This is a genomic window from Zeimonas arvi, assembly GCF_008039575.1.
Classification (GTDB): domain Bacteria; phylum Pseudomonadota; class Gammaproteobacteria; order Burkholderiales; family Burkholderiaceae_E; genus Zeimonas; species Zeimonas arvi.
In genome coordinates this window covers 44,033-66,048 of record NZ_VDUY01000007.1, presented here as the reverse complement: position 1 = coordinate 66,048, position 22,016 = coordinate 44,033, and the positions used below count along the sequence as shown (strand labels likewise).

Below are 22,016 nucleotides of genomic sequence, written 5' to 3'. Positions count from 1 at the left end.
TCATAACCGTCCGGGTGTCCAAGTATTCCACTCGTCGGCTCTCAACGAGTGACATGTACCGCTGCCTATACTGTCTGCAGAGATCACCCTGACGGATCGGCTGCCTTGCTCAACCCCCTTGCCACCTTCAGACGCTCCGTTTATCACTCGGCGTTAGCGACGACTTTAGCCTACGTACCGGCTGCCATTGCGATTATGGTCGTGGTTGCGGCCGGCTTGGCCGCTTATTTCACCGTAAGCGCCGAATCGCCCGCGGATCGCGATCTCCAACTCGAAGTCATAACCGCGCTTGAGGAACAACCAGGACTTGGTCCGGGCGAGGCACTCAACGAACTCACTGCAACGAAGGGCGGTGGCACCCCTCGACTTCGTGCAGGAAAGCTGACTGGTGGCACTCACTGGCTCATGATTGACTTGGAGCCAGCGGATGTTTCGACCCGCAATCAGCTCAAGCTCGAGTCACTGAGGCTACAGCGCGGAGAGTTCTGGCTTTTCGCGAGCAAGACGGACGGCGAGTGGGACTTAGTCGCGGAATTGCCGTGGAATCCAATTCGCGATGGAGTCTCCATCGCGATTCCAAAATACACTGGGATCTCTCTCAAGGTTCTGGGGCGTTTCTCAACTGACTCCTTCAATCGCCCCTCGGTACGTCTGGTCCAAGACGAGGCGACTCTGAATGCAGGCCAGTTTCGATTTGAGCGACAAGGTGGGCTACTACTGGGATCGCTGTTGATGTTGGCAATGTTTAGCCTGCTAATTGCCGCATTCAATCGGGACATGGTATTTCTTCTTTTCGGTGCCTGGCTAATCACTAGCCTTCGTGTGGCAGCTCAAAACGGGGGATGGGACTTAAATTGGATAGGGCTCGAACTTGGGAATAGCGCGCAGCGTTTGGTTCTGCGGCTCTCTTTAGTTGCACATTTCGTCCTGTCTCTCGGACTATTTGAGGCACTCTTTCGCACAGAGCTAACAAAACTTGGCCTGCGCCGATATGTATGGTCCGTTCTTCTATCAGTAGTAATAGTTACGACTCTAGTTTCTCATTTCTTTCCCTCTCAGTCTTTGAATGTAATTTGGGTTTTCGGATTTGCATCGATAATTCTAATCACCGTTTCAGTTGCTCAAATCATTCGGACGCATCCAAATGTAATCGCCTACTGGTACGCAATCGGCTGGGGAATTACGGCAGCAGGCCTAATTGGCGAAATTGCATATGCGAGTGGCGTGACCGATGAGGCTCCGAAACTGCTTAACAGCCAGGTCAGCGCGCTAGCGTCGGCATTAGTGATGGCGATTGCCCTCGCTGCGCGAATGAATGAGGAGAGAGCCGCACGAGTCACAGCGCAGAACAGAGCAGTGAGCGCCCTCCAACGCTTCCGCGAGAACTACAACACCATGCCGGTCGGTTTGTTCTCCATGCGGGACGACGGAACGATCCTGGAGTACAACCCCGCCTTCGGGGTCATGTTCGACCTACCACCGCCCTCTCAGTACCGGGAGCCCAAGAGCTGGGCCGAGGTAGCTAACCAGCACGCGCTCGAGTCACTCATCCGTCAGGCCGACGAGAGCCGGCTCACCGATACCGAGATCGCGATCTCGTCCCGGGAAGGTGGGCGTCGCTGGCTGCACATGCGGGCTCTGCGCAAGCAGGGCCGTATCGAGACCTGGATCGAGGATGTGACCGCCCGTAAGGAAGCCGAAGGGCGGCTGCAGTTCCTTGCAGATCACGACTCGCTCACTGGCCTGCTCAATCGTCGCGGCTTCAATGGGCATCTCGAGCGTGCGATCGCGGCGTCCAGGGAGCGCAGCATCTGCTTCGCTTACGTCGATCTCGACCGCTTCAAGCTCGTTAACGACCTGTTCGGTCACGTGGCGGGAGACCAGATCCTTCGGCAGATGTCGACGCGCACGCGTAGCGTGATCCGCCCGCCGCACATTGCCGCGCGGGTGGGCGGCGACGAGTTCGTCGTGGTCATCAACGACATGTCCCTGGAGACCGCCCGAGCGCTTTGCGAGGAGCTCCGGCGTGCGCTGAGCGAGCGGCCGTACCAGCATCAGGACAAGGCATTCAGTGTCGCGGCGAGCATCGGCGTCATCCAGCTTGCGCCCGAGATGACCCCGCGCGACGCGCTCACCGCCTCGGACCGCGCCTGCGCCGAGGCGAAGAAGGCGGGTGGCTCCACGGTGGTCGCCCTGGGCTCGCGCAGCTCGGAGCTCACGACCTACCTCGACGAGATCAAGCTCGTGGCGAACATGCGCGAGCGACTGCCGGTGGAGAACTTCTTCACGCAGCTGCAGCCCATCGTGTCGTTGCGGACCCCGTATGCCAGCCTCTCCTACGAGGTGCTGGTGCGCATGCGCGATGGTGCCGGTGCGGTGGTGCCGCCCGGCCGGTTCATCGCCGCCGCCGAGCGCAACGGCCTGATGAGCCAGATCGATCGCTGGGTGCTGCGCTCCACTCTCGAGTGGCTCGACGAGAATCCGGACCATCGCGAGCGGTTGGGCTTTTGCACGATCAACCTCAGTGGCGCGTCGCTGAACGACGAGAAGTTCCTGCAGGACACGATCGCGCTCATTCGCAATCATCCCGACGCCACGCAACGCGTCTGCTTCGAGATCACCGAGAGCGTGGCGCTGTACGACCTGAAAACGACGCGCCGCTTCGTCGACAGGGTGAAATCCTTCGGCGCCCGGGTGGCGCTCGACGACTTCGGTGCCGGCTACACGTCATTCAGCTACCTGAAGGAATTGCCCGGGGATTTCGTGAAGATCGACGGCAGCTTCATTCGGGATGTGAACCTGAACCCCGCGAACCACGCAATCACGCGCGCCATCGTCGACCTGTCCCACGAGATCGGCATGGCCTGCGTGGCCGAATGGGCCGAGAACGCCGAGATCGTGCGCACGCTCATGGACCTGAACGTCGATTACGCGCAGGGCTTCGGTTTGTGCCGGCCCGTCGACCGCGAGCGCCTTCTGCATGCCGAGCACGGGATGAGCCTGGTTCAGGACACCCAGGTGATCGAGGTCTTGGGCCACCACGCGCCGCCCGCGAGGCGCCGCAACGGCATCACCGGTCGGCGCAGCATCCTTTCGGTCTGAAGACGGCCGGGCACGCCGGGGGGCGTTCCGGCGGCGTTATGATTCCGGATTGCATGGCGCTACCGCGCCGTATCCGGATACCAACGATGAACACTCCTCGCGCAGCCTCGTCTGGGCAACCGGCCGCGCCTTCCCGCGGCTCTGCGACGATCGTCGCGATCGGGGACGATCCCGTCGCCGCGCGCCTCCTCGATCGCCTGGTCGACGCGGGCGCAACGGTGCAACGCATCCCCTCCGAATCGAAGGCCGAGGCTCGCGCCGACGCGGACATTCTCGTCGAAGCATCGGGCTGCCCGGCATCTCGGCGCGCCGAGTCCCTTCACCGCCTCGAACACGACCTGCCCCGGTCTGTCCCGATGGTCGCGATCGCGGGCAACGACCCCGTTGCGCCGCTCGCCAGGGCGCTTCACGAACCCGGACGGCTGATCGGTCTCTCGATCTGCGCAGGAACCGGGCCGCTGCGCCTGGCGGAGGTCGTCGGCGGCGGCGCGCCCGCGCACATCGAAACGCTGCGCAATCTCCTTGCGCAGGCCAGAGTCCGAACCATCCTGGTGGCCGACACGGCGGGTTGCCATGCGAGGCGACTTGCACGCTGTTATGCGAACGAGGGACTCGCGCTGCTCGGCGAAGGTGTTCCCGCATCGCTGATCGAATCCAGCGCGATCGAAGCCGGCATGGAGACGGGCCCGCTCGCCATGATGGACGCGATGTCACTCGCGGAAGCCGATCGGCTTCTGCACGGCACGCAAACCGATCATGGACATGAGCATGGACATCAGCATGGGCATGGACATGGGCACGATCACTCGCATGCACACGATCACGCACATGGGCACGGCGAGGACCACGCGTGTGAGCACGACCACGCGCATCGGCATGCGCACTGCCCCGGGCACGGCCACGCGCACGATCACGTTCACGATTCCGCGCCCACTGTGCAGCCGCACGGAATGACCGAGGAGGCGATCTACGTCCTCGAGAAGATGGCCCACGGCTTCAACCGGATGGGGCGCCAGGCCGGGCGAGGCTTCTACGACTACGCGGAAGGCGAACCGCCCGAGCTCTGGTCCGGACTCAAGGTCTTCGAGCGGCGCCGCGTCTCCATTCCCGCCGAGGACGTCCGGGATCGCCTGCTCTATCGCCTTGCGCTCGAGTCGATGCGCTGCCTCGAGGAAGGTGTGGTCGCCTCGGCGGCCGACGCCAACCTGTCGTCCATCCTCGGCGTCGGATTTCCCGAGGCCTCGGGTGGCGCGATCGCCTATGCCGACCGCGTCGGCGCATCACTATTCGCCGCTCGATCGCTCAAACTCGCCGAGCGCTACGGCGAGCGCTTCTCTCCCCCGGCCCGCCTCGCCGGGCTGCCGGGCGAGGCGCCCGCGCAAGGAGCAGGAGCATGACGCCCGAGAGCCGCGTTCGCCGCGAGAAGTTCCTGCGCGACTGGCGCGACCCGGTCGCCACACGCCCGGCTGCCACCATCCTGCTGATGCGCGACGGCCCGCAGGGTCCCGAAGTGCTGATGACCCGTCGTTCCGCGAAGGCGAGCTTCGCGCCGGGCGCCTTCGTGTTCCCCGGCGGTGTCGTCGATCCGCTCGATGGCTCGCCGGCTGCACGGGCAGTCATCGCCTCGCGCATCGACCAGTCGCCCGACCTGCTCGACTTCGCCACCGCCGCGGTGCGCGAGGCCTTCGAGGAACTCGGCGTGCTCCTCGCGCGCCCCGCGCGCACTGGCGTCGACCTGGCCGAGGTCGCGGCCCGGATGTCCCGCCACGACGACGGCGGCTTCTACGATCGCGTGGCCGCCGAGGGCCTGGCGCTCGCGATCGACGAGGTGTACTGGCTCAGCCGCTGGGTCACCGACCGCGACATGCCCAAGCGCTTCGACACGCAGTTCTTCGTGGCGCGAATGCCCGAGGGGCAACACCCGGTCGCCGACGAGGGCGAGCAGTTCGAGCCGACCTGGGTGTTGCCACGAAACGCGCTCGAGCGACACGAGCGCGGCGGATTCGACATGATCTTTCCCACGATCCGCACGCTGCGCGCGCTGACCCGGTACGAGAGCGTCGAAGCCCTGCTGCGTCACTGCGAGGAGAATCCCGGCAACTGGCTCTCGTGCCCGCGCGCGGGCCTGCTGCGGGGGGATGTGACCCGCTTCAGCGAGGACGAACTGCCCTTCGGCGAGCTCGAACTGGTGAGCCCCGACGGTCAGATCGTCCACGCGCTCGACTGGCAGCACGAGCGCGCGGTGCCGCTCCTGCGCCACGTGCAGCGGCTCACCGCCCCGAATCCCGGGCGCATGACCGGCCCCGGCACGAACACCTACATCATCGGCGAGCCGGGCGACTACCTGGTCATCGACCCCGGGCCCGACGAGCCCGCCCACATCGAGCGGATCGCGGCCATCGTGGGCGGCGGCCTGAAAGCCATCGTCTGCACTCACGCGCATCCCGACCACGCGCCGGGTGCGGCGCCGCTGAAGGCCCTGACCGGCGCGCCCATCCTCGGCCGCCCGACGGGGCCGGACTTCGATCCGCAATGGGCCTTCGTGCCCGAGCGCACGCTGGAAGACGGCGAGTGCCTGCGGGTCGGCGACTCCACGCTGCGGGTCTTGCACACGCCGGGGCACGTGTCCAACCACATCTGCCTGCTGCTCGAAGAAGACGGCCTGCTCTTCTCGGGCGACCACATCCTGAGCGGCTCGACCACCGTGATCACGCCGCCCGACGGCGACATGCGCGACTACGTTGCGCAGCTGCACCGGTTGGCCACCGAACCCTTCGACTTCATCCTGCCGGCGCACGGGCACGTGATCTCGCGAGGCAGGCGGGAGGTCGCACGGCTGATCGCGCATCGAATGGGGCGCGAAGCCAAGGTCATCGACGCGCTGAGCGCGGCTGGAAAGCCGGTCACGGTCGACGAACTGGTGATGACCGCCTACGACGACGTGGATCCCGTGATCCGGCCGGTGGCCAAGCGGTCGCTGAGTGCCCACCTGCTCAAGCTTCGCGACGACGGCCTGGCAGAGCTCGAAGGCGAACACTGGCAGCTGATCGGCTGAGCGCCACCGCAAGGAATTCCGCGGCCCCTGCTCGTCGGGGCGAAGCCCCTTACTGGGCGGATGCGGAAGCCCGAGGTGGGCGAAGCAAGCCCCGCGCAGCGGGGAGGCAGCACCCTGCCCGGCGAGGCAGCGGCCTCGCGCCGGCCCGGGTGCGCGGAGCAACCAAAGGGAGCCGGCGCCTCGCCAGGACGCGCCGACCCCGGATCAGCCCGCCGGCTGCTGCGCGGCGTCGTCGGCCGCGGCGGCCTTCATCGACAGGCGCAGGCGCCCCTTGTCGTCGGCCTCGATCACTTTCACGCGCACGACCTGGCCTTCCTTCACATAGTCGGAAACCTGGTTGACACGCTCGTTGGCGATCTGGGAAACGTGCAGCAGCCCGTCGCGGCCCGGCAGCACCTGGACGATGGCGCCGAAGTCGAGGATCTTCAGCACCGTGCCTTCGTAGATCGCGCCGATCTCGACCTCGGCCGTCAGATCCTCGATCATCTTCTGCGCGCGCTTGGCGGCGGCGCTGTCGACGGCCGCGATCGTGATCGAGCCGTCGTCCTTGATGTCGACCTGGGTGCCGGTGGTCTCGGTGATCTGGCGGATGGTGGCGCCGCCCTTGCCGATCACGTCGCGGATCCGCTCGGGATTGATCTTCATCGTGTACATGCGCGGCGCGAAGTCCGACAGCTCCTCGCGCGCACCGCCGATCGCCTGCTGCATCAAGCCAAGGATGTGCATGCGGCCTTCGCGGGCCTGCGCCATCGCGACCTGCATGATCTCCTTGGTGATGCCCTGGATCTTGATGTCCATCTGCAGCGCGGTGATGCCCTGCGCGGTTCCGGCCACCTTGAAGTCCATGTCGCCGAGGTGATCCTCGTCGCCCAGGATGTCGGACAGCACCGCGAAGCGGTTGCCTTCCTTGATCAGGCCCATGGCCACGCCGGCCACGTGCGCCTTGACCGGCACGCCGGCATCCATGAGCGCCAGGCAGCCGCCGCAGACCGAGGCCATCGACGACGAACCGTTCGACTCGGTGATCTCGGAGACCACGCGCAGCGAGTAGGCGAATTCCTCGACCGTGGGCAGCAGCGGACGAATCGCCCGCTTGGCCAGGTTGCCGTGGCCGACTTCGCGCCGCTTGGGCGTGCCGAAACGGCCGGTTTCGCCGGTGGCGAAGGGCGGCATGTTGTAGTTGAACATGAAGCGATCGCGGTACTCGCCGTTGATCGCGTCGATGATCTGCTCGTCGCGCGAGGTGCCCAGCGTGGCCACGACCACCGCCTGGGTCTCGCCGCGGGTGAACAGCGCCGAACCATGGGCGCGCGGCAGCAGGCCGGTGCGGATCGAGATCGGGCGGATGGTGCGGGTGTCGCGGCCGTCGATGCGCGGCTGGCCCGACAGGATCTGGTGGCGGACCAGCTTGGCCTGCAGGTCGAACAGCACGTTGCCGATCTCGTTCTTGTCGGGCGCCGGCTGGCCTGCGGCCTCGGCTTCCGCGAGGATTCTCTCGACGGTGGTCTGTTCGACTTCACGGATGCGGGCCACTCGCTGCTGCTTGTTGCGGGTGGAATAGGCCTCGGCAAAGCCGGCTTCGGCCAGCTCGGTCACGCGGGCGATCAGCGCCTCGTTCCTGGCCGGCGGGGTCCATTCCATCTCGGGCTTGCCGCCGATCTCGACCAGCTCGTTGATCGCGTCGATCGCGACCTGCATCTGCTCGTGACCGAAGGCGATCGCGCCGACCATGACGTCTTCGGGAAGCTCGTTCGCCTCGGACTCGACCATCAGCACGGCGGCATCGGTGCCGGCCACGACTAGGTCGAGCTTGGACGATTCCATCTGGGTCGCGCTGGGGTTCAGCACGTACTGTCCGTCGACGTAGCCGACGCGGCAGGCGCCGATCGGGCCGGCGAAGGGCACGCCGGAGATCGCCAGGGCCGCCGAGGTGCCGATCATGGCCGGGATGTCGCTGTCGACTTCCGGGTTGCTCGACAGGACCTGGGCGATGACCTGGACCTCGTTGTAGAAGCCCTCGGGGAACAGCGGGCGAATCGGCCGGTCGATCAGACGATCGATCAGGATCTCGCGCTCGGTGGGACGGCCCTCGCGCTTGAAGAAGCCGCCCGGGATCCGGCCGGCTGCGTAGAACTTCTCGACGTAGTCGACGGTGAGCGGGAAGAAGTCCTGTCCCGGCTTGGCGCTCTTGGCGACCGAGACGGCGACCAGCACGACGGTGTCGTCCATCGTGACCAGGACGGCGCCGCTTGCCTGGCGGGCGATCTCGCCCGTTTCCAGGGTGACGGTGTTGTCACCCCACTTGAATGTCTTTCTTGCGATATCGAACACTTGCGTTCCTTTTGAGCATTGCCCGCGCGATCAGCCGGCGGCGCGGTTCGCCTCTTCGGCAACCCCACAAACAAAAAACCCGCAAGATTCCTTGCGGGTTTCCTGGCGCCTGGTTCAGCCGCGCAGCCCGAGTCGGCCGATTAGTGCCTTGTAGCTGTCGGCGTTGGTGCGCTTGAGATAGTCGAGCAGCTTGCGACGACGGCTGACCATGCGAAGCAGGCCGCGACGCGAGTGGTGGTCTTTCGCGTGCGCCTTGAAGTGATCGGTCAGCTCGACGATGCGGGCGGTGAGCAGAGCGACCTGGACCTCGGGCGAACCGGTGTCGGAGGTGCTGCGCTGGTAGTCGGCGACGATCTTCGCCTTGTCGATGTTGGCGACAGCCATGAATTTCCCCTGATTGAATCGATGAATCACTTGCGGCGAAGCCGGGATGCGACGCCGTGCCTGGGTGCTGCTTGGGTAAAGCCTTGAGAGTATAGCAGTTTTCGCCTCAGTACCGGCGCATCGCGCACCGATGCGGCATTGCGGTATCGGCAGCCTCGAAGCGCCGCTCGGTCGCGAAACCGAAGCCGCTGGCCTCCAGGTCGAAGGTCGGCGCGCCCTTCCCTGCCGTGGGGCCGGCCCGACGCATGACCGATACCGTCAACGGTGTCAGGATCTGGTGATCATCGGCCCGCATCGTGGCCTCGTAGGGCTCGCCCCGATGGGTACGCCCCTCGAGCGCCCTGGCCACCGCGGCCGCCTCGGTCGATCCGGCCGCCTCGATCGCCGCCGCCAGCATCTCGATCATGACCACGTGACGCATGTTGAAGTAGTCGTCTCGCGGGTCGCGCAACGCCGCGCGGAAAGCCTCGTAGATCCGCTGCGCAGGCGCGATCCCGGCATTCGGGTGCCATTCGGCCACCGCGCGCACCCGGTCCACGCCGGCCTCCCCGATCGCCGCCGGGGCGCCGAGCCCGTTTCCGTAGAAGGTGTAGAAGTCGGCGTCCAGACCGACTTCCCGGGCCGCGCGCACCAGCAGGGTCAGGTCGTTGCCCCAGTTTCCGGTGAGCACCGCGTCCGCGCCGGCGGCACGGATCTTGGCCGCGTAGGGCACGAAATCCTTGATCCGCCCAAGCGGGTGCAGTTCGTCGCCCACGAACGCGATGTCGGGCCGCCGGGCGCCGATCATCTCGCGGGCCAGCTTCGCCACCTGGCGGCCGAAACTGTAGTCCTGGTTCAGCAGGTAGACGCGCTTGACCCGGGGGTTGGCGGCGAGCGCGTCGGCCAATGCACGCATCCGCATCCCCGCGTGCGCGTCGAAGCGGAAATGCCAGAAGCTGCAACGCTCGTCGGTGAGCACCGGATCGACCGCCGAGTAGTTCAGGAACAGCATGCGGTTGCCGGGCTCGCGATCGTTGTGCCGCTCGAGCGCCTCGGCCAGCGCCCCCGCGACCGTGGAGCTGTTCCCCTGCAGCACGAAAGGCATGCCCAGGTCGGCCGCCCGGCGCAGCATGACCAGCGCCTCCTCGGCCTGGCCCTTGCTGTCCAGACGGACCAGTTCGAGCGGCCGCGACGCCCCGCCGACCCGCACGCCGCCGCGCGAATTGACCCGCTCGACCGCGAACAGGATGTTGCGCCAGACGGCGTCGCCGGCATTGGCGAAGGGCCCCGAGAAGCCTTCGATCAGGCCAAGACGGATGGGCTCGCCAGCCGGCGCGGCGATGGGCGTCGCCGGCGTCTGGGCGAGCGCGCGCCCGGCTTGCCCGGCGCCGACGCCCAGTCCGAGCACCGCGACGAAGAGCGCGGCCGCCTTCAGCGGCCGGCGACGGTCCCAGGGTGACGGGCGCCGCGACTCCGGTACACGCACCGCTTCAGACTCCACCGCGCTGCGGATCCACCCGCACGTTGCTCGACTGCAGGCGGTTCAGGGCGCTCAGGTAGGCCTTGGCCGAAGCCACGATGATGTCGGGATCGGCGCCCACGCCGTTGACGATCCGGCCCGCCTTGGCCAGCCGAACGGTGACCTCGCCCTGCGACTCGGTGCCGGTGGTGATCGCGTTGACCGAGTAGAGCATCAGCTCGGCGCCGCTGGCCACCTTCGACTCGATCGCCTTGAAGGTCGCGTCGACCGGGCCGTTGCCCTCGGCCTCGGAGGTGGTCTCGCCGCCGTCGACGGTCATCGTGATCCGCGCGTGCGGCCGCTCGCCGGTCTCCGACGACTGCGCCATCGACACCAGCTGGTAGCGCTCGTCGGCCTCGTGGTGGGCTGCCTGCTCGGACACCAGCGCGTGGATGTCCTCGTCGAAGATTTCGGCCTTGCGGTCGGCCAGGTCCTTGAAACGCTGGAAGGCCTCGTTGACTTCCTGCTCGCTCTCGAGCTCGATGCCGAGCTCCTTCAGCCGCTGCTTGAACGCGTTGCGGCCCGACAGCTTGCCCAGCACGATCTTGTTCGCGCTCCAGCCCACGTCTTCGGCGCGCATGATCTCGTAGGTGTCCCGGTTCTTCAGCACGCCGTCCTGGTGGATGCCGGAGGCATGCGCAAAGGCGTTCGCCCCCACCACCGCCTTGTTCGGCTGGACCGGGAAGCCGGTGATGCTGGAAACCAGCTTGGAGGCGGGCACGATCTGCGTGGTGTCGACGCCCACCTCGAGGTCGAAGTAGTCGCGGCGGGTCCTGACGGCCATGACCACCTCTTCGAGCGAGGTGTTGCCGGCCCGCTCGCCCAGCCCGTTGACCGTGCACTCCACCTGGCGCGCGCCGCCGATCATCACGCCGGCCAGCGAGTTGGCGACCGCCATGCCCAGGTCGTTGTGGCAGTGAACCGACCAGACCGCCTTGTCCGAGTTCGGGATCCGGTTGCGCAGGGTGAGCACCAGATTGCCGAACAGCTCGGGCACGCCGTAGCCGACGGTGTCGGCGATGTTGATCGTGCGCGCGCCCTCGTCGATGGCCGTCTCGAGCACGCGGCACAGGAAGTCCATGTCGGAGCGGCTGCCGTCTTCGGGCGAGAACTCGACGTTGTCGGTGAAGTTGCGCGCGTAGCGCACCGCCTGGCGGATCTGTTCGTGGACCTGCTCGGGCGTCATCCGCAGCTTCTTCTCCATGTGGAGCGCCGAGGTGGCGATGAAGGTGTGGATGCGCGCCGACTTCGCCCCCTTGAGCGCCTCGGCCGCCCGTGCGATGTCGCGGTCGTTGGCCCGGGCCAGCGAGCAGACGGTGGACTCCGTGATCGCGTCGGCGATCGCCCGGACCGCCTCGAAGTCGCCGTTCGACGACGCGGCAAAGCCGGCCTCGATCACGTCGACGCGCAGCTTCTCCAGTTGCTTGGCGATGCGCAGCTTCTCTTCCTTGGTCATCGAGGCGCCGGGACTCTGCTCGCCGTCGCGCAAGGTCGTATCGAAAATGATGAGTTTGTCGGCCATGGAAGATGCTCCTATGCTGCGCCGCCCGCCTCGTGGACGGGAGACAGGGTACTGCTCGGGGGATGGGGGAAAGGGGGGTGTCAGCGCGCTAGGCGCAGTAGCAGGCCGAGCGCGGCTGGCGCGCGCAGGCTGCCGGGCTTCCGATTGCCGGAAACCGGGAAAAGCATCGAGAGGAAGGGAGCCGAGACGGTCGCCATGCACTGCAATATATCGGCTTTGCGAACGTGTCGCAACAAGGCCCCGCGCAAGACGCCGCCGGCGGCCAAGGACCCGCCGGGACTCAGGTGCGCGGCAGCGTCACCCCGGTCTGCCCCTGGTATTTCCCTCCGCGGTCGGCGTACGAGGTTTCGCAGACCTCGTCCGACTCGAGGAACAGCATCTGCGCGCAGCCCTCGCCGGCGTAGATCTTGGCGGGCAGCGGGGTGGTGTTGGAAAACTCCAGCGTGACATGCCCCTCCCATTCCGGCTCGAGCGGCGTCACGTTGACGATGATCCCGCAGCGGGCGTAGGTGGACTTGCCCAGGCACACGGTCAGCACGCTGCGGGGGATCCGGAAGTACTCCACCGTGCGGGCCAGCGCGAAGGAATTGGGCGGAATGATGCAGACCGGCCCCTTGAAATCGACGAAGGACTTCTCGTCGAATGCCTTGGGGTCGACGATCGTGGAATTGATGTTGGTGAAGATCTTGAATTCGTCGGCGCAGCGCACGTCGTAGCCGTAGCTCGAGGTGCCATAGGAGACGATCTTGCGTCCCTCGACCTGGCGCACCTGGCCCGGCTCGAAGGGTTCGATCATCTTGTGCTGCGCCGCCATCCGGCGGATCCACTTGTCGGCCTTGATTGTCATGACCGGAATTCTACCGGGTCGGCCGGGGGCAAATCTTTCGGCGCCCGCGCGAAGATGCGATGATTCATCCGGCATTGCGCCGGCCGCGCCGGCGAGAAAACGATCCGAAGAGGAGACCCAGATGGAACAGACCGTAACGATGACGGTGAACGGCAAGCAGGTGTCGGCCAGGATCGACGCCCGCACCCTGCTCGTGCAGTTCATCCGCGAGAACCTGCAGCTCACCGGCACGCACGTCGGCTGCGACACGGCGCAGTGCGGCGCCTGCACCATCCACATGAACGGCCGCGCGGTCAAGGCATGCTCGATGCTGGCCGTCCAGGCCCAGGGCGCGGACATCACGACGATCGAGGGCCTATCGGCCGACGGCTCGCATCCGATGCAGAAGGCCTTCCACGAGTGCCACGCCCTGCAGTGCGGCTTCTGCACGCCCGGCATGGTGATGTCCGCAGTCCAGTTGCTGAAGGACAATCCCAGGCCCACCGAGGATCAGATCCGCGAGGGGCTCGAGGGCAACATCTGCCGTTGCACCGGCTATCACAACATCGTGCGCGCGGTCGAGCAGGCCGCCGGGCAAGCCTGACGCCAGGAGAACGACCATGACCGACATGTCCAGTTCGCCGATCGGCAAGTCCCTGCTGCGGCGCGAAGACCAGCGTTTCCTGACCGGTACCGGGCAGTACACCGACGACGTGGTGATGCCCGGCCAGACCTACGGCGTGTTCCTGCGCTCGCCCCATGCGCACGCGCGGATCAAGTCGATCGACCTGTCGCACGCCAGGGAGGCGCCCGGCGTCGTGGCGATCTTCACCGGCGCCGACCTGGCCGAGGCCAAGGTCGGCGGCCTGCCCTGCGGCTGGCTGATCCACAGCAAGGACGGCAGCCCGATGAAGGAGCCCCCTCACCCGGTGCTGGCCCAGGACAAGGTCCGCCACGTCGGCGACCAGGTCGCGCTGGTGGTGGCCGAGACGGCCCTGCAGGCCAAGGACGCGGCCGAAATGATCGAGGTCGACTACGAGCCGCTGGCCGCGGTGGTCGATCCGGCCGGCGCCGACGGCGCGCCGGCCGCGGTCCACGACGACGTGCCGGACAACGTCTGCTACGACTGGGGCCACGGCGACAAGGCCGCCGTCGACGCCGCCTTCGCCAAGGCCGCCCACGTCACGCGGATCGACCTGGTCAACAACCGGCTGATCCCGAACGCGATGGAGCCGCGCGCGGCCAACGCGGTCTACACCCGCCACGACGACAGCTACACGCTGTACGTGGCCAACCAGAACCCGCACGTCGAGCGCCTGCTGATGAGCGCCTTCGTTCTGGGCCTGCCGGAGTCGAAGGTGCGGGTGATCGCCCCCGACGTCGGCGGCGGCTTCGGCTCGAAGATCTTCCTGTACGCCGAGGAAACCGCGCTGGTCTGGGCCTCCAAGCGCGTGGGCCGACCGATCAAGTGGACCGCCGAGCGCTCCGAGTCCTTCCTGACCGACGCGCACGGGCGCGACCACGTGACCACCGCCGAAATGGCGATGGACGCGCAGGGCCAGTTCATGGGCATGCGGGTCAAGACGATCGCCAACCTGGGCGCCTACCTGTCCACCTTCGCGTCCTCGGTGCCCACCATCCTCTATGCCACGCTGCTGGCCGGCCAGTACCGGACGCCTGCGATCTACGCCGAGGTCAAGGCGGTGTTCACCAACACCGCCCCGGTCGACGCCTACCGCGGCGCCGGGCGGCCCGAAGCCACCTACGTCGTGGAGCGGTTGGTCGAGCAGTGCGCCCGCGAGATGAAGATCGACCCGACCGAGATCCGCCGGCGCAACTTCATCACCCAGTTCCCCTACGCCACGCCGGTGGGGCTCACCTACGACACCGGCGACTACGCGGCCACGCTCGACAAGGCGATGAAGCTCGCCGACGTCGCCGGATTCCCGGCCCGCAAGGCCGAGGCGGCCAAGCGCGGCAAGCTGCGCGGCCTCGGCTACTCCTGCTACATCGAGGCCTGCGGCCTGGCGCCGTCGAACATCGCCGGCGCGCTTGGCGCCCGTGCCGGCCTGTTCGAGGCGGGCGAGGTCCGCGTGCACCCGACCGGCACGGTCACGGTCTTCACCGGCTCGCACAGCCACGGCCAGGGTCACGAGACCACCTTCGCGCAGGTGGTGGCCGGCAAGCTCGGCATCCCGGTCGAGAACGTCGAGATCGTCCACGGCGACACCGGCCGCGTGCCCTTCGGCATGGGCACCTATGGCAGCCGTTCGCTGTCGGTCGGCGGCACCGCGATCGTCAAGGCGGTCGACAAGGTCATCGCCAAGGGGCGCAAGATCGCGGCCCACCTGCTCGAGGCCTCGGACAGCGACATCGAATTCGAGAACGGCGAGTTCAAGGTGGCCGGCACCGACCGCAAGGTACCGTTCGCCCAGGTCGCGCTGACCGCCTACGTCCCGCACAACTACCCGCTCGACAAGCTCGAGCCCGGCCTGAACGAGAACGCCTTCTACGATCCGACCAACTTCACGTATCCGGCCGGCTCCTACGTGTGCGAGGTCGAGGTCGATCCGGAGACCGGGCGCACGAAGGTCATCCAGTTCGTCGCGGTCGACGACTTCGGCAACGTGGTCAACCCGATGATCGTCGAGGGCCAGGTGCATGGCGGCCTGGCCCAGGGCCTGGGCCAGGCGATGCTCGAAGGCTGCGCCTACGATGCCGAATCGGGTCAGTTGCTCACCGGCTCGTACATGGACTACGCGATGCCTCGGGCCGACGACCTGCCGAGCTTCACGATCGACACGCACGTCACGCCCTGCACGCACAACCCGCTGGGCGTCAAGGGCTGCGGCGAGGCAGGCGCGATCGGCTCGCCGCCGGCCTTCATCAACGCGCTCACCGACGCACTGGGCGTGGACAGCGTGCCGATGCCGGCCACCGCCGAACGCGTCTGGCGCATTGCCAACAAGATGGCCTGAGCAACCCGGACCAGGAGACAGCACATGTACGATTTCGAATACCAGCGTCCGGCAGACGTCGGACAGGCCGTCGCCGCGGGCGGCGGAGACGCCCGCTACCTGGCCGGCGGCCAGAGCCTCGTGCAGTCGATGAAGCTGCGGCTCGCCTCGGCCAGCACGCTCGTGGACCTGTCGGGCATCAAGGGCCTGACCGGCATCGAGCGCAGCGGCTCGTCGGTCGTCATCGGCGCCATGTCCCGCCACGCCGAGGTCGCGCGCTCGCAGGTCGTGCGCGAGGCGATCCCGGCGCTGGCGGATCTCGCCGGCGGCATCGGCGACCAGATGGTGCGCAACATGGGCACGATCGGCGGCTCGATCGCCAATGCCGACCCGGCGGCCTGCTACCCGGCCGCCGTGCTCGGGCTGGGCGCCACGGTCAAGACCGATCGCCGCTCGATCGCGGGCGACGACTTCTTCACCGACCTGTTCACCACGGCGCTCGAGCCCGGCGAGCTGATCGTCTCGGTGAGCTTCACGGTCCCGCAACGCGCGGCCTACGTGAAGTTCAAGCAGCCCGCGTCGCGCTTCGCGATGGTCGGCGTGATGGTCAGCCAGGGCGCCGGCGGCGTGCGCGTGGCGGTCACAGGCGTGCGTTCGCACGTGTTCCGCGTGCCCGAGATGGAGCAGGCGCTCGCGCGCGACTTCCGACCCGAGGCGATCGCCGGCGCCAGGATCGACCCGGCCGGATGCAACAGCGACCTGCACGGCTCGGCCGAATACCGGGCGGCGATGGTCACGGTGATGGCACGCCGGGCCGTCGAGAAGGCGCTGGCGGGCTGATCGCGGTGCAGGCACCCGCCAGCGTCGACCAGTGCATCGAGATGCTGGCTGGCCAGGACTACCTGGCCAGCCGGCAACTGGCCACCGCGGTCTTCCTCGCGCTCGAGCTCGGGCGGCCGCTGCTGCTCGAAGGAGAGGCAGGCGTCGGCAAGACCGAGCTCGCCAAGGTGCTGGCCCGGGCGCTCGCCACGCCGCTGATCCGCCTGCAGTGCTACGAGGGGCTCGATGTCGCGTCGGCGGCCTACGAGTGGAACGTGGCCCGGCAGATGCTCGAGATCCGGATCGCCGAGGCCGCCCACCAGGCGGGCCCCGAGGGTCAGAAGGGCCGGGAACGCCTGCTGGCAGGCCTGTATTCCCGCGAGATGCTGCTCGAGCGCCCGCTGCTGCAGGCGCTCACGCAGCCGAAGTCGCCGGTGCTGCTCATCGACGAACTCGACCGGGCCGACGAGCCCTTCGAGGCCTTCCTGCTCGAAGTGCTCGCCGAGTCGCAGCTCACCGTGCCCGAGATCGGCACGATCCGCGCCACGCATCCGCCGATCGTCATCCTGACCTCCAACCGCACCCGCGAGATCCACGACGCGCTGAAGCGCCGCTGCCTGTACGCCTGGGTCGACTACCCGGATGCGGCGCGCGAGCTCGAAATCATCCGGCGCAAGGCCGCCGGCGCCGGCGAGCGGCTCGGCACGCAGGTCGTCGCCTTCGTGCAGCGGGCCCGCAGGCTGGATCTCTTCAAGGCGCCCGGCGTGGCAGAGACGATCGACTGGGCCAACGCGCTGGTGGCGCTCGATCGCATGTCGCTCGACCCGCAGTCGGTGTCGGACACGCTCGGCGTGCTGCTCAAGTACCAGGAAGACGTCGCCCGCCTCGAAGGCGGCGCGTCGGCGGCGATCCTCGACGAGCTTCGCGCCGAGGGCATCCTGGATCGACTGGCGTCGTGAACGGCGGGGTCGCCGGCGGGCGCGTCGCCGACAACATCGTCCACTTCGCCCGGGTCCTGCGCGCAGCCGGGGTGCCGGTGGGGCCCGACCGCATCCTGGCCGCGATCGAGGCGGTCGAGCTCGTCGGGCTCGATCGCCGCGACGACATCCACGCCGCGCTCAGCGCGGTGATGCTGGCCCGGCACGAGCAGCAGCCCGTGTTCGACGCGGCTTTCGACGCCTTCTGGCGCGATCCGAAGCTGCTCGAGAAGCTGATGTACCTGCTGCTGCCGCGCGTCACCGGCCGCCCCGGCGCCAACAAGCCGCCGCAGCGCCCGCGCCGGGTCGAGGAGGCGCTGTCGCCCAAGGCCCCGCAGGCGCCGCCGCCGCAGGGGCCGTCGCCCGAGGACAAGCAGACGATCGACGCGCTGGTCAGCTTCTCCGATCGCGAGCGGCTGCAGCGCGCCGACTTCGAATCGATGTCGGCCAGCGAGTTCGCGATCGCTCGCCGGCTGGCCGAAACGGTGCCGCTGCCGGTTCGCCCGGTGCGCACGCGCCGGCGCGCGCCGTCGCCGCGCGGGCGCCTGGACCTGCGCCGCGCCCTGCGCCGCGCGGTGCGCACGCCCGACACGATCGCCCTGCCCCGCTCGGCGCCCCGCCTGGTGCCGCCGCCGCTGGTCATCCTGATCGACATCTCCGGCTCGATGGACCGCTATGCGCGGGCCTTCCTGCACTATGCCTACGGCCTGACCCAGCATCACCACCGCGTCCACACGCTGGTGTTCGGCACGCGGCTCACCGACATCACCCGCTGCCTGCGCCACCGCGACCCCGACGTGGCGATCGAGCGCGCCGACGCCCTGGTGCAGGACTGGCACGGGGGCACCCGGATCGCGACGAATCTGGCAGCATTCAATCGACAGTGGGCCCGCCGGTTGCTGACCGGCAACGCGGCGCTGCTGCTGGTCACCGACGGGCTCGATCGCGACGAGCACGGCGCCCTGGGCGACGAGGCCGCGCGGCTGGCTCGCTTCGCCCGCGAAGTGGTCTGGCTGAACCCGCTGCTGCGCTACGAAGGCTTCGAGCCGCGCGCTGCCGGCGTGAGGGCGATCCTGCCGCACGTCGACCGGATGCTGCCGGTGCACAATCTGGAAAGCCTCTCGGACCTCGCGCGGGCGCTGGCCGATCCCGCCAAACGAAACCCGATCAAAGGACATCCGACATGAACCTTCAGGGAGAACGACTCATTCCGGCCTCGGTCGAGGCCACCTGGGCGGCGCTCAACGACCCGGAGGTGCTCAAGCAGTGCATCGCCGGCTGCGAGTCGCTCGAGCGCACCGGCGACAACCAGTTCCAGTCGACGATGGCGGTGCGCATCGGCCCGGTGAACGCCCGGTTCAAGGGCAAGCTCGAACTGCAGAACATCGTGCCGATGGACTCGTACACGATCGCCTTCGAAGGCCAGGGCGGCGTGGCCGGCTTCGGCAAGGGCACGGCCGACGTCAAGCTCAGCCCAGACGGCGCCGGCACCCTGCTCGCCTACACCGCAAAGGCCCAGGTCGGGGGTAAGCTTGCACAGGTCGGCTCGCGGCTGATCGACAGCGCCGCCGCCAAGATCGCCGAGGACTTCTTCTCGGCGTTCACCGAGCGGCTGGCGCCGCCCGAGGCGGAGGCGCCCGCCGCCCAGTCCGCGGCACCGGCAGCGGCGCCGGCCGGCGCCGCTGGCAAGCCGTGGCTGGTCTGGGCGATCGTCGCGGCGCTGGTCATCGTCGTGCTCGCCTACCTGTTCGCCTGAGGAGATCGACATGGACAGCCTGGATCGCGAAGTCCTCGAACACGCGCGCGACTGGCGCGCCGCCGGTCGCGGTGTGTGGCTGGTCACCGTCATCGAGACCTGGGGCTCGGCGCCGCGCCCGCCCGGTGCCCTGCTGGCGCTGCGCGACGACGGCCTGGTGGTCGGCTCGGTGTCCGGTGGCTGCGTGGAAGACGACCTGATCCACCGCGTGCGCACCGGCGAGCGGGTCGACCGGCCGTCGCTGGTCGTCTACGGCGTGAGCAAGGAAGAGGCCGCGCGCTTCGGCCTGCCCTGCGGCGGCACGCTGCGCCTGCTGCAGGAACCGCTCCTCGATGCCGGCTGGATCGGCCAGGTCCTCGAGCGCACCGGGCGGCAGGAGCTCGTCGCGCGCACGCTCGATCTCGACACCGGGCAGGCCGCGCTCGAGCCCGCGGTGCGCGGCGAGGCCTTCAGCTTCGACGGCAGGAAGGCGCGCCAGGTGTTCGGGCCGCGCTACCGGCTGCTGATGATCGGCGCCGGCCAGCTGTCGCGGGTGCTGGCCGAGATGGCCAAGGCGCTCGACTTCCAGGTCTACGTCTGCGATCCGCGCGAGGAGTACTACACCACGCTGGCCATTCCCGACGTCTGCTGGCTGCCCGGCATGCCCGACGACGTGGTGGTCGAGTTCAAACCGGATGCCAACACCGCGATCGTGGCGCTCACCCACGACCCGAAGCTCGACGACATGGCGCTGCTCGAGGCGCTCAAGTCGCCGGCCTTCTACATCGGCGCCCTGGGTTCCCGGCGCAACAACGAGGCGCGGCGCGAGCGGCTCGCGATGTTCGACCTGAGCGCGGACGAGATCGCGCGGCTGCACGGGCCGATCGGCCTGCACATCGGCAGCCACACGCCGGCCGAGATCGCGGTGGCCATCCTCGCCGAAATCGTGTCGGTGAAGAACGGCGTCGCGCCGACCCAGAAGAAGGCCGTTCAGGCAGACAGTCGCTCGCCCGCGGCCGGCTGAGGCCCGGCCAGGGTGTACACGGTGCGGCCGTCGGCGGTGCGCGCGGCCTCGATCTTCACCCCGTAGGCATCGGAGAGACGGTCGGCGCGGACCATGTCGCCGACCGTGCCGAAAGCCAGCTCGCCGGCAGGCAGGTACAGCAGCGCCTGCGTGCCGCAGCGCAGGGCGTGGTTCGGGTCGTGGGTCGAATAGACGATGCCCAGGCCCTCGGCAGCCAGCGCCGACAACATGTCGAGCACCCTGCCCTGGTTGCCGAAGTCCAGGCTGCCGGCGGGCTCGTCGAGGATCAGCGTGCGCGCCTGCTGGGCCAGCGCCCGGGCGATCGCGGCCAGCTGCCGCTCGCCGCCCGACATCCTGGACAAGGGCCGATCACGAAAGCGCTCCAACCCCATGCGGGCCAGCGCGCGGTCGACTGCCTGGCGGTCCTCGGCGCCAGGGCCCGCCCCCAGCGGCAGGCGGCCGAGCCGTCCGAGCATCACGTAGCGGTGGACGTCGAGATCGAAGGCGGTGGCCGGCTGCTGCGGGACCCACGCCAGCTCGCCGGCCAGCTCGCGCGGGGACATCGCGCCGAGCGGCCGGACGCTCCAGCGCACCTCGCCTTCGATCGGCGGGACCGCCCCCGCAAGCGTGCGGAACAAGGTGCTCTTGCCCGAGCCGTTCGGTCCCAGCACGACCAGCACCTCGCCGGCGCGCAACGCGAAATCGACCGGCCTGGCCAGCGCACGCCCGCGGTAGCCGAAGCGCAGCCCGGTGGCTCGCAGCAGTTCAGTCATCGCGGCGGCGAAGCATCAGGACGAAAAGCACCGGCGCGCCGATCAGGGCGGTGAGCACGCCGGGCGGCAGCTCCGCCTGGCCGATGCTGCGGCCCACGGTGTCGATCACCAGCATCAGCAGCGCGCCCAGCAACATCGCCACCGGCAGCAGCCGCGGGAACGACGCGCCCACGAGCAGGCGCGCGGCGTGGGGCACCACCAGGCCGATCCAGCCGATGATCCCGGCCGCCGCCACCGTCGCCGCGGTCAGCAAGGTCGCGCCCACCACCAGCGACAGGCGCAGGAGCGGCAACCCGACCCCCAGCGCACGAACCTCGTCGTCGGAGAGCATCAGCGCGTCGGCCCGCCAGCGCATCAGCAGCAGCGGAATCAGGCCCGCGATCGCGCACAGCGCCAGGCCGGCGAGGTCCGCCTGCCCGATCGAGGCGAAGCTGCCCAGCAGCCAGAAGGTGATCGCCGGCAACTGCGTGTAGGGATCGGCGAGCGTCTTCACCAGGGCCACCACGGAGCCGAGCATGCTGCCCACAGCGATGCCCACCAGCACCAGGCTCAGCGTGCGATCGCGCAGCGGCAGCGCGGTGCCGATCGCGTAGACGACCGCCACCGCGGCCAGCCCGCCGACGAAGGCGGCGGCCTGGATCGCCCAGATCGCCCAGCCCAGGAAGATGCCCAGCACCGCGCCGACCGCCGAGCCAGCCGAGACGCCGAGCAGGTCGGGTGCGGCAAGCGGGTTGCGGAAGACCGACTGCAGCGCGGTACCCGACGCGGCAAGCGCCGCCCCCACGGCGAGCGCGGCCAGCACCCTGGGGCCGCGGATCTGCCAGAGCACGGTTTCGGCGCTTGCCGGAAGATCGGGCGGCGGCGCGCCGAGCTGCGCGGCGAGCAGACGCAGCACGTCGACCAGGGGCAAGGGGAAGCTGCCGCTTCCGAGCGCGATCAGGCCGGCAACGAGCAGCGCGAGCGCGAGACCGGCCAGCAGTACGGGGTAGGAGTACCTCATCGATCGCGCATCC

17 protein-coding genes are annotated in these 22,016 nt (G+C 68.3%); 10 read left to right on the top strand and 7 right to left on the bottom strand.

The genetic code is table 11. The features are described from left to right. The first annotated feature begins 195 nt into the window (after positions 1 to 195). From FHP08_RS15865 to FHP08_RS15855, 3 genes are read left to right on the top strand one after another with little or no spacing between them, the layout of a single operon-like run. On the top strand, positions 196 to 3,102 hold the full coding sequence (locus FHP08_RS15865; protein ID WP_323808906.1) for a putative bifunctional diguanylate cyclase/phosphodiesterase: 2,907 nt from the start codon (positions 196 to 198) through the stop codon (positions 3,100 to 3,102). Between the two features lie 53 nt (positions 3,103 to 3,155). Continuing rightward, positions 3,156 to 4,499 carry a hypothetical protein gene (locus FHP08_RS15860; protein WP_147705469.1) on the top strand — a complete coding sequence of 448 codons (1,344 nt, stop codon included), beginning with the start codon at positions 3,156 to 3,158 and terminating at the stop codon, positions 4,497 to 4,499. Next, positions 4,496 to 6,157: an MBL fold metallo-hydrolase gene (locus FHP08_RS15855; RefSeq protein ID WP_147705468.1), complete on the top strand. Its 1,662-nt coding sequence runs from the start codon at positions 4,496 to 4,498 to the stop codon at positions 6,155 to 6,157. The genes FHP08_RS15860 and FHP08_RS15855 overlap by 4 nt, the downstream gene beginning before the upstream one ends. A 204-nt stretch (positions 6,158 to 6,361) precedes the next feature. Here the strand turns inward: FHP08_RS15855 and pnp are convergent, their stop codons facing one another. The 5 genes from pnp to dcd form a co-directional block, all read right to left on the bottom strand. Beyond that, positions 6,362 to 8,488 (bottom strand): polyribonucleotide nucleotidyltransferase, encoded by a 2,127-nt coding sequence (gene pnp, locus FHP08_RS15850; protein ID WP_147705467.1) that lies wholly within the window; start codon positions 8,486 to 8,488, stop codon positions 6,362 to 6,364. A gap of 114 nt (positions 8,489 to 8,602) precedes the next feature. Next, positions 8,603 to 8,872 (bottom strand): 30S ribosomal protein S15, encoded by a 270-nt coding sequence (gene rpsO, locus FHP08_RS15845; RefSeq protein WP_147705466.1) that lies wholly within the window; start codon positions 8,870 to 8,872, stop codon positions 8,603 to 8,605. Positions 8,873 to 8,978: 106 nt separating this feature from the next. Next, positions 8,979 to 10,250 carry a branched-chain amino acid ABC transporter substrate-binding protein gene (locus FHP08_RS15840; protein WP_147705615.1) on the bottom strand — a complete coding sequence of 424 codons (1,272 nt, stop codon included), beginning with the start codon at positions 10,248 to 10,250 and terminating at the stop codon, positions 8,979 to 8,981. 91 nt (positions 10,251 to 10,341) lie between these two features. Further along, positions 10,342 to 11,892: a 2-isopropylmalate synthase gene (locus FHP08_RS15835; protein WP_147705465.1), complete on the bottom strand. Its 1,551-nt coding sequence runs from the start codon at positions 11,890 to 11,892 to the stop codon at positions 10,342 to 10,344. A 280-nt stretch (positions 11,893 to 12,172) separates the two neighbouring features. After that, positions 12,173 to 12,739 (bottom strand): dCTP deaminase, encoded by a 567-nt coding sequence (dcd, locus tag FHP08_RS15830; protein WP_147705464.1) that lies wholly within the window; start codon positions 12,737 to 12,739, stop codon positions 12,173 to 12,175. Between the two features lie 121 nt (positions 12,740 to 12,860). Here dcd and FHP08_RS15825 point away from each other — a divergent pair, with 121 nt between their 5' ends. From FHP08_RS15825 to FHP08_RS15795, 7 genes are read left to right on the top strand one after another with little or no spacing between them, the layout of a single operon-like run. Then, positions 12,861 to 13,322: a (2Fe-2S)-binding protein gene (locus FHP08_RS15825; RefSeq protein ID WP_147705463.1), complete on the top strand. Its 462-nt coding sequence runs from the start codon at positions 12,861 to 12,863 to the stop codon at positions 13,320 to 13,322. Positions 13,323 to 13,338: 16 nt separating this feature from the next. Beyond that, positions 13,339 to 15,696, top strand: a complete 2,358-nt coding sequence (locus FHP08_RS15820; protein WP_147705462.1) for a xanthine dehydrogenase family protein molybdopterin-binding subunit — start codon at positions 13,339 to 13,341, stop codon at positions 15,694 to 15,696. A 24-nt stretch (positions 15,697 to 15,720) separates the two neighbouring features. Next, positions 15,721 to 16,515 carry an FAD binding domain-containing protein gene (locus FHP08_RS15815; RefSeq protein WP_147705461.1) on the top strand — a complete coding sequence of 265 codons (795 nt, stop codon included), beginning with the start codon at positions 15,721 to 15,723 and terminating at the stop codon, positions 16,513 to 16,515. A 41-nt stretch (positions 16,516 to 16,556) separates the two neighbouring features. Then, complete coding sequence (locus FHP08_RS15810) at positions 16,557 to 17,453, top strand: AAA family ATPase (protein ID WP_147705614.1); 897 nt, start codon at positions 16,557 to 16,559, stop codon at positions 17,451 to 17,453. Next, a complete protein-coding gene (locus FHP08_RS15805) occupies positions 17,450 to 18,658 on the top strand; it encodes a vWA domain-containing protein (protein ID WP_147705460.1) in 1,209 nt (402 codons plus the stop codon). Before FHP08_RS15810 ends, FHP08_RS15805 begins: the two co-directional genes overlap by 4 nt. Then, positions 18,655 to 19,227, top strand: a complete 573-nt coding sequence (locus FHP08_RS15800) for a CoxG family protein (RefSeq protein ID WP_147705459.1) — start codon at positions 18,655 to 18,657, stop codon at positions 19,225 to 19,227. The genes FHP08_RS15805 and FHP08_RS15800 overlap by 4 nt, the downstream gene beginning before the upstream one ends. Positions 19,228 to 19,237: 10 nt before the next feature. Continuing rightward, complete coding sequence (locus FHP08_RS15795; protein WP_147705458.1) at positions 19,238 to 20,230, top strand: XdhC family protein; 993 nt, start codon at positions 19,238 to 19,240, stop codon at positions 20,228 to 20,230. Here the strand turns inward: FHP08_RS15795 and FHP08_RS15790 are convergent. Together FHP08_RS15790 and FHP08_RS15785 are read right to left on the bottom strand one after the other, a co-directional pair. After that, positions 20,197 to 21,003 (bottom strand): ABC transporter ATP-binding protein, encoded by an 807-nt coding sequence (locus FHP08_RS15790; protein WP_147705457.1) that lies wholly within the window; start codon positions 21,001 to 21,003, stop codon positions 20,197 to 20,199. The genes FHP08_RS15795 and FHP08_RS15790 overlap by 34 nt on opposite strands. Next, positions 20,996 to 22,003, bottom strand: a complete 1,008-nt coding sequence (locus FHP08_RS15785; RefSeq protein ID WP_222707914.1) for a FecCD family ABC transporter permease — start codon at positions 22,001 to 22,003, stop codon at positions 20,996 to 20,998. The genes FHP08_RS15790 and FHP08_RS15785 overlap by 8 nt, the downstream gene beginning before the upstream one ends. Positions 22,004 to 22,016: the final 13 nt, after the last annotated feature.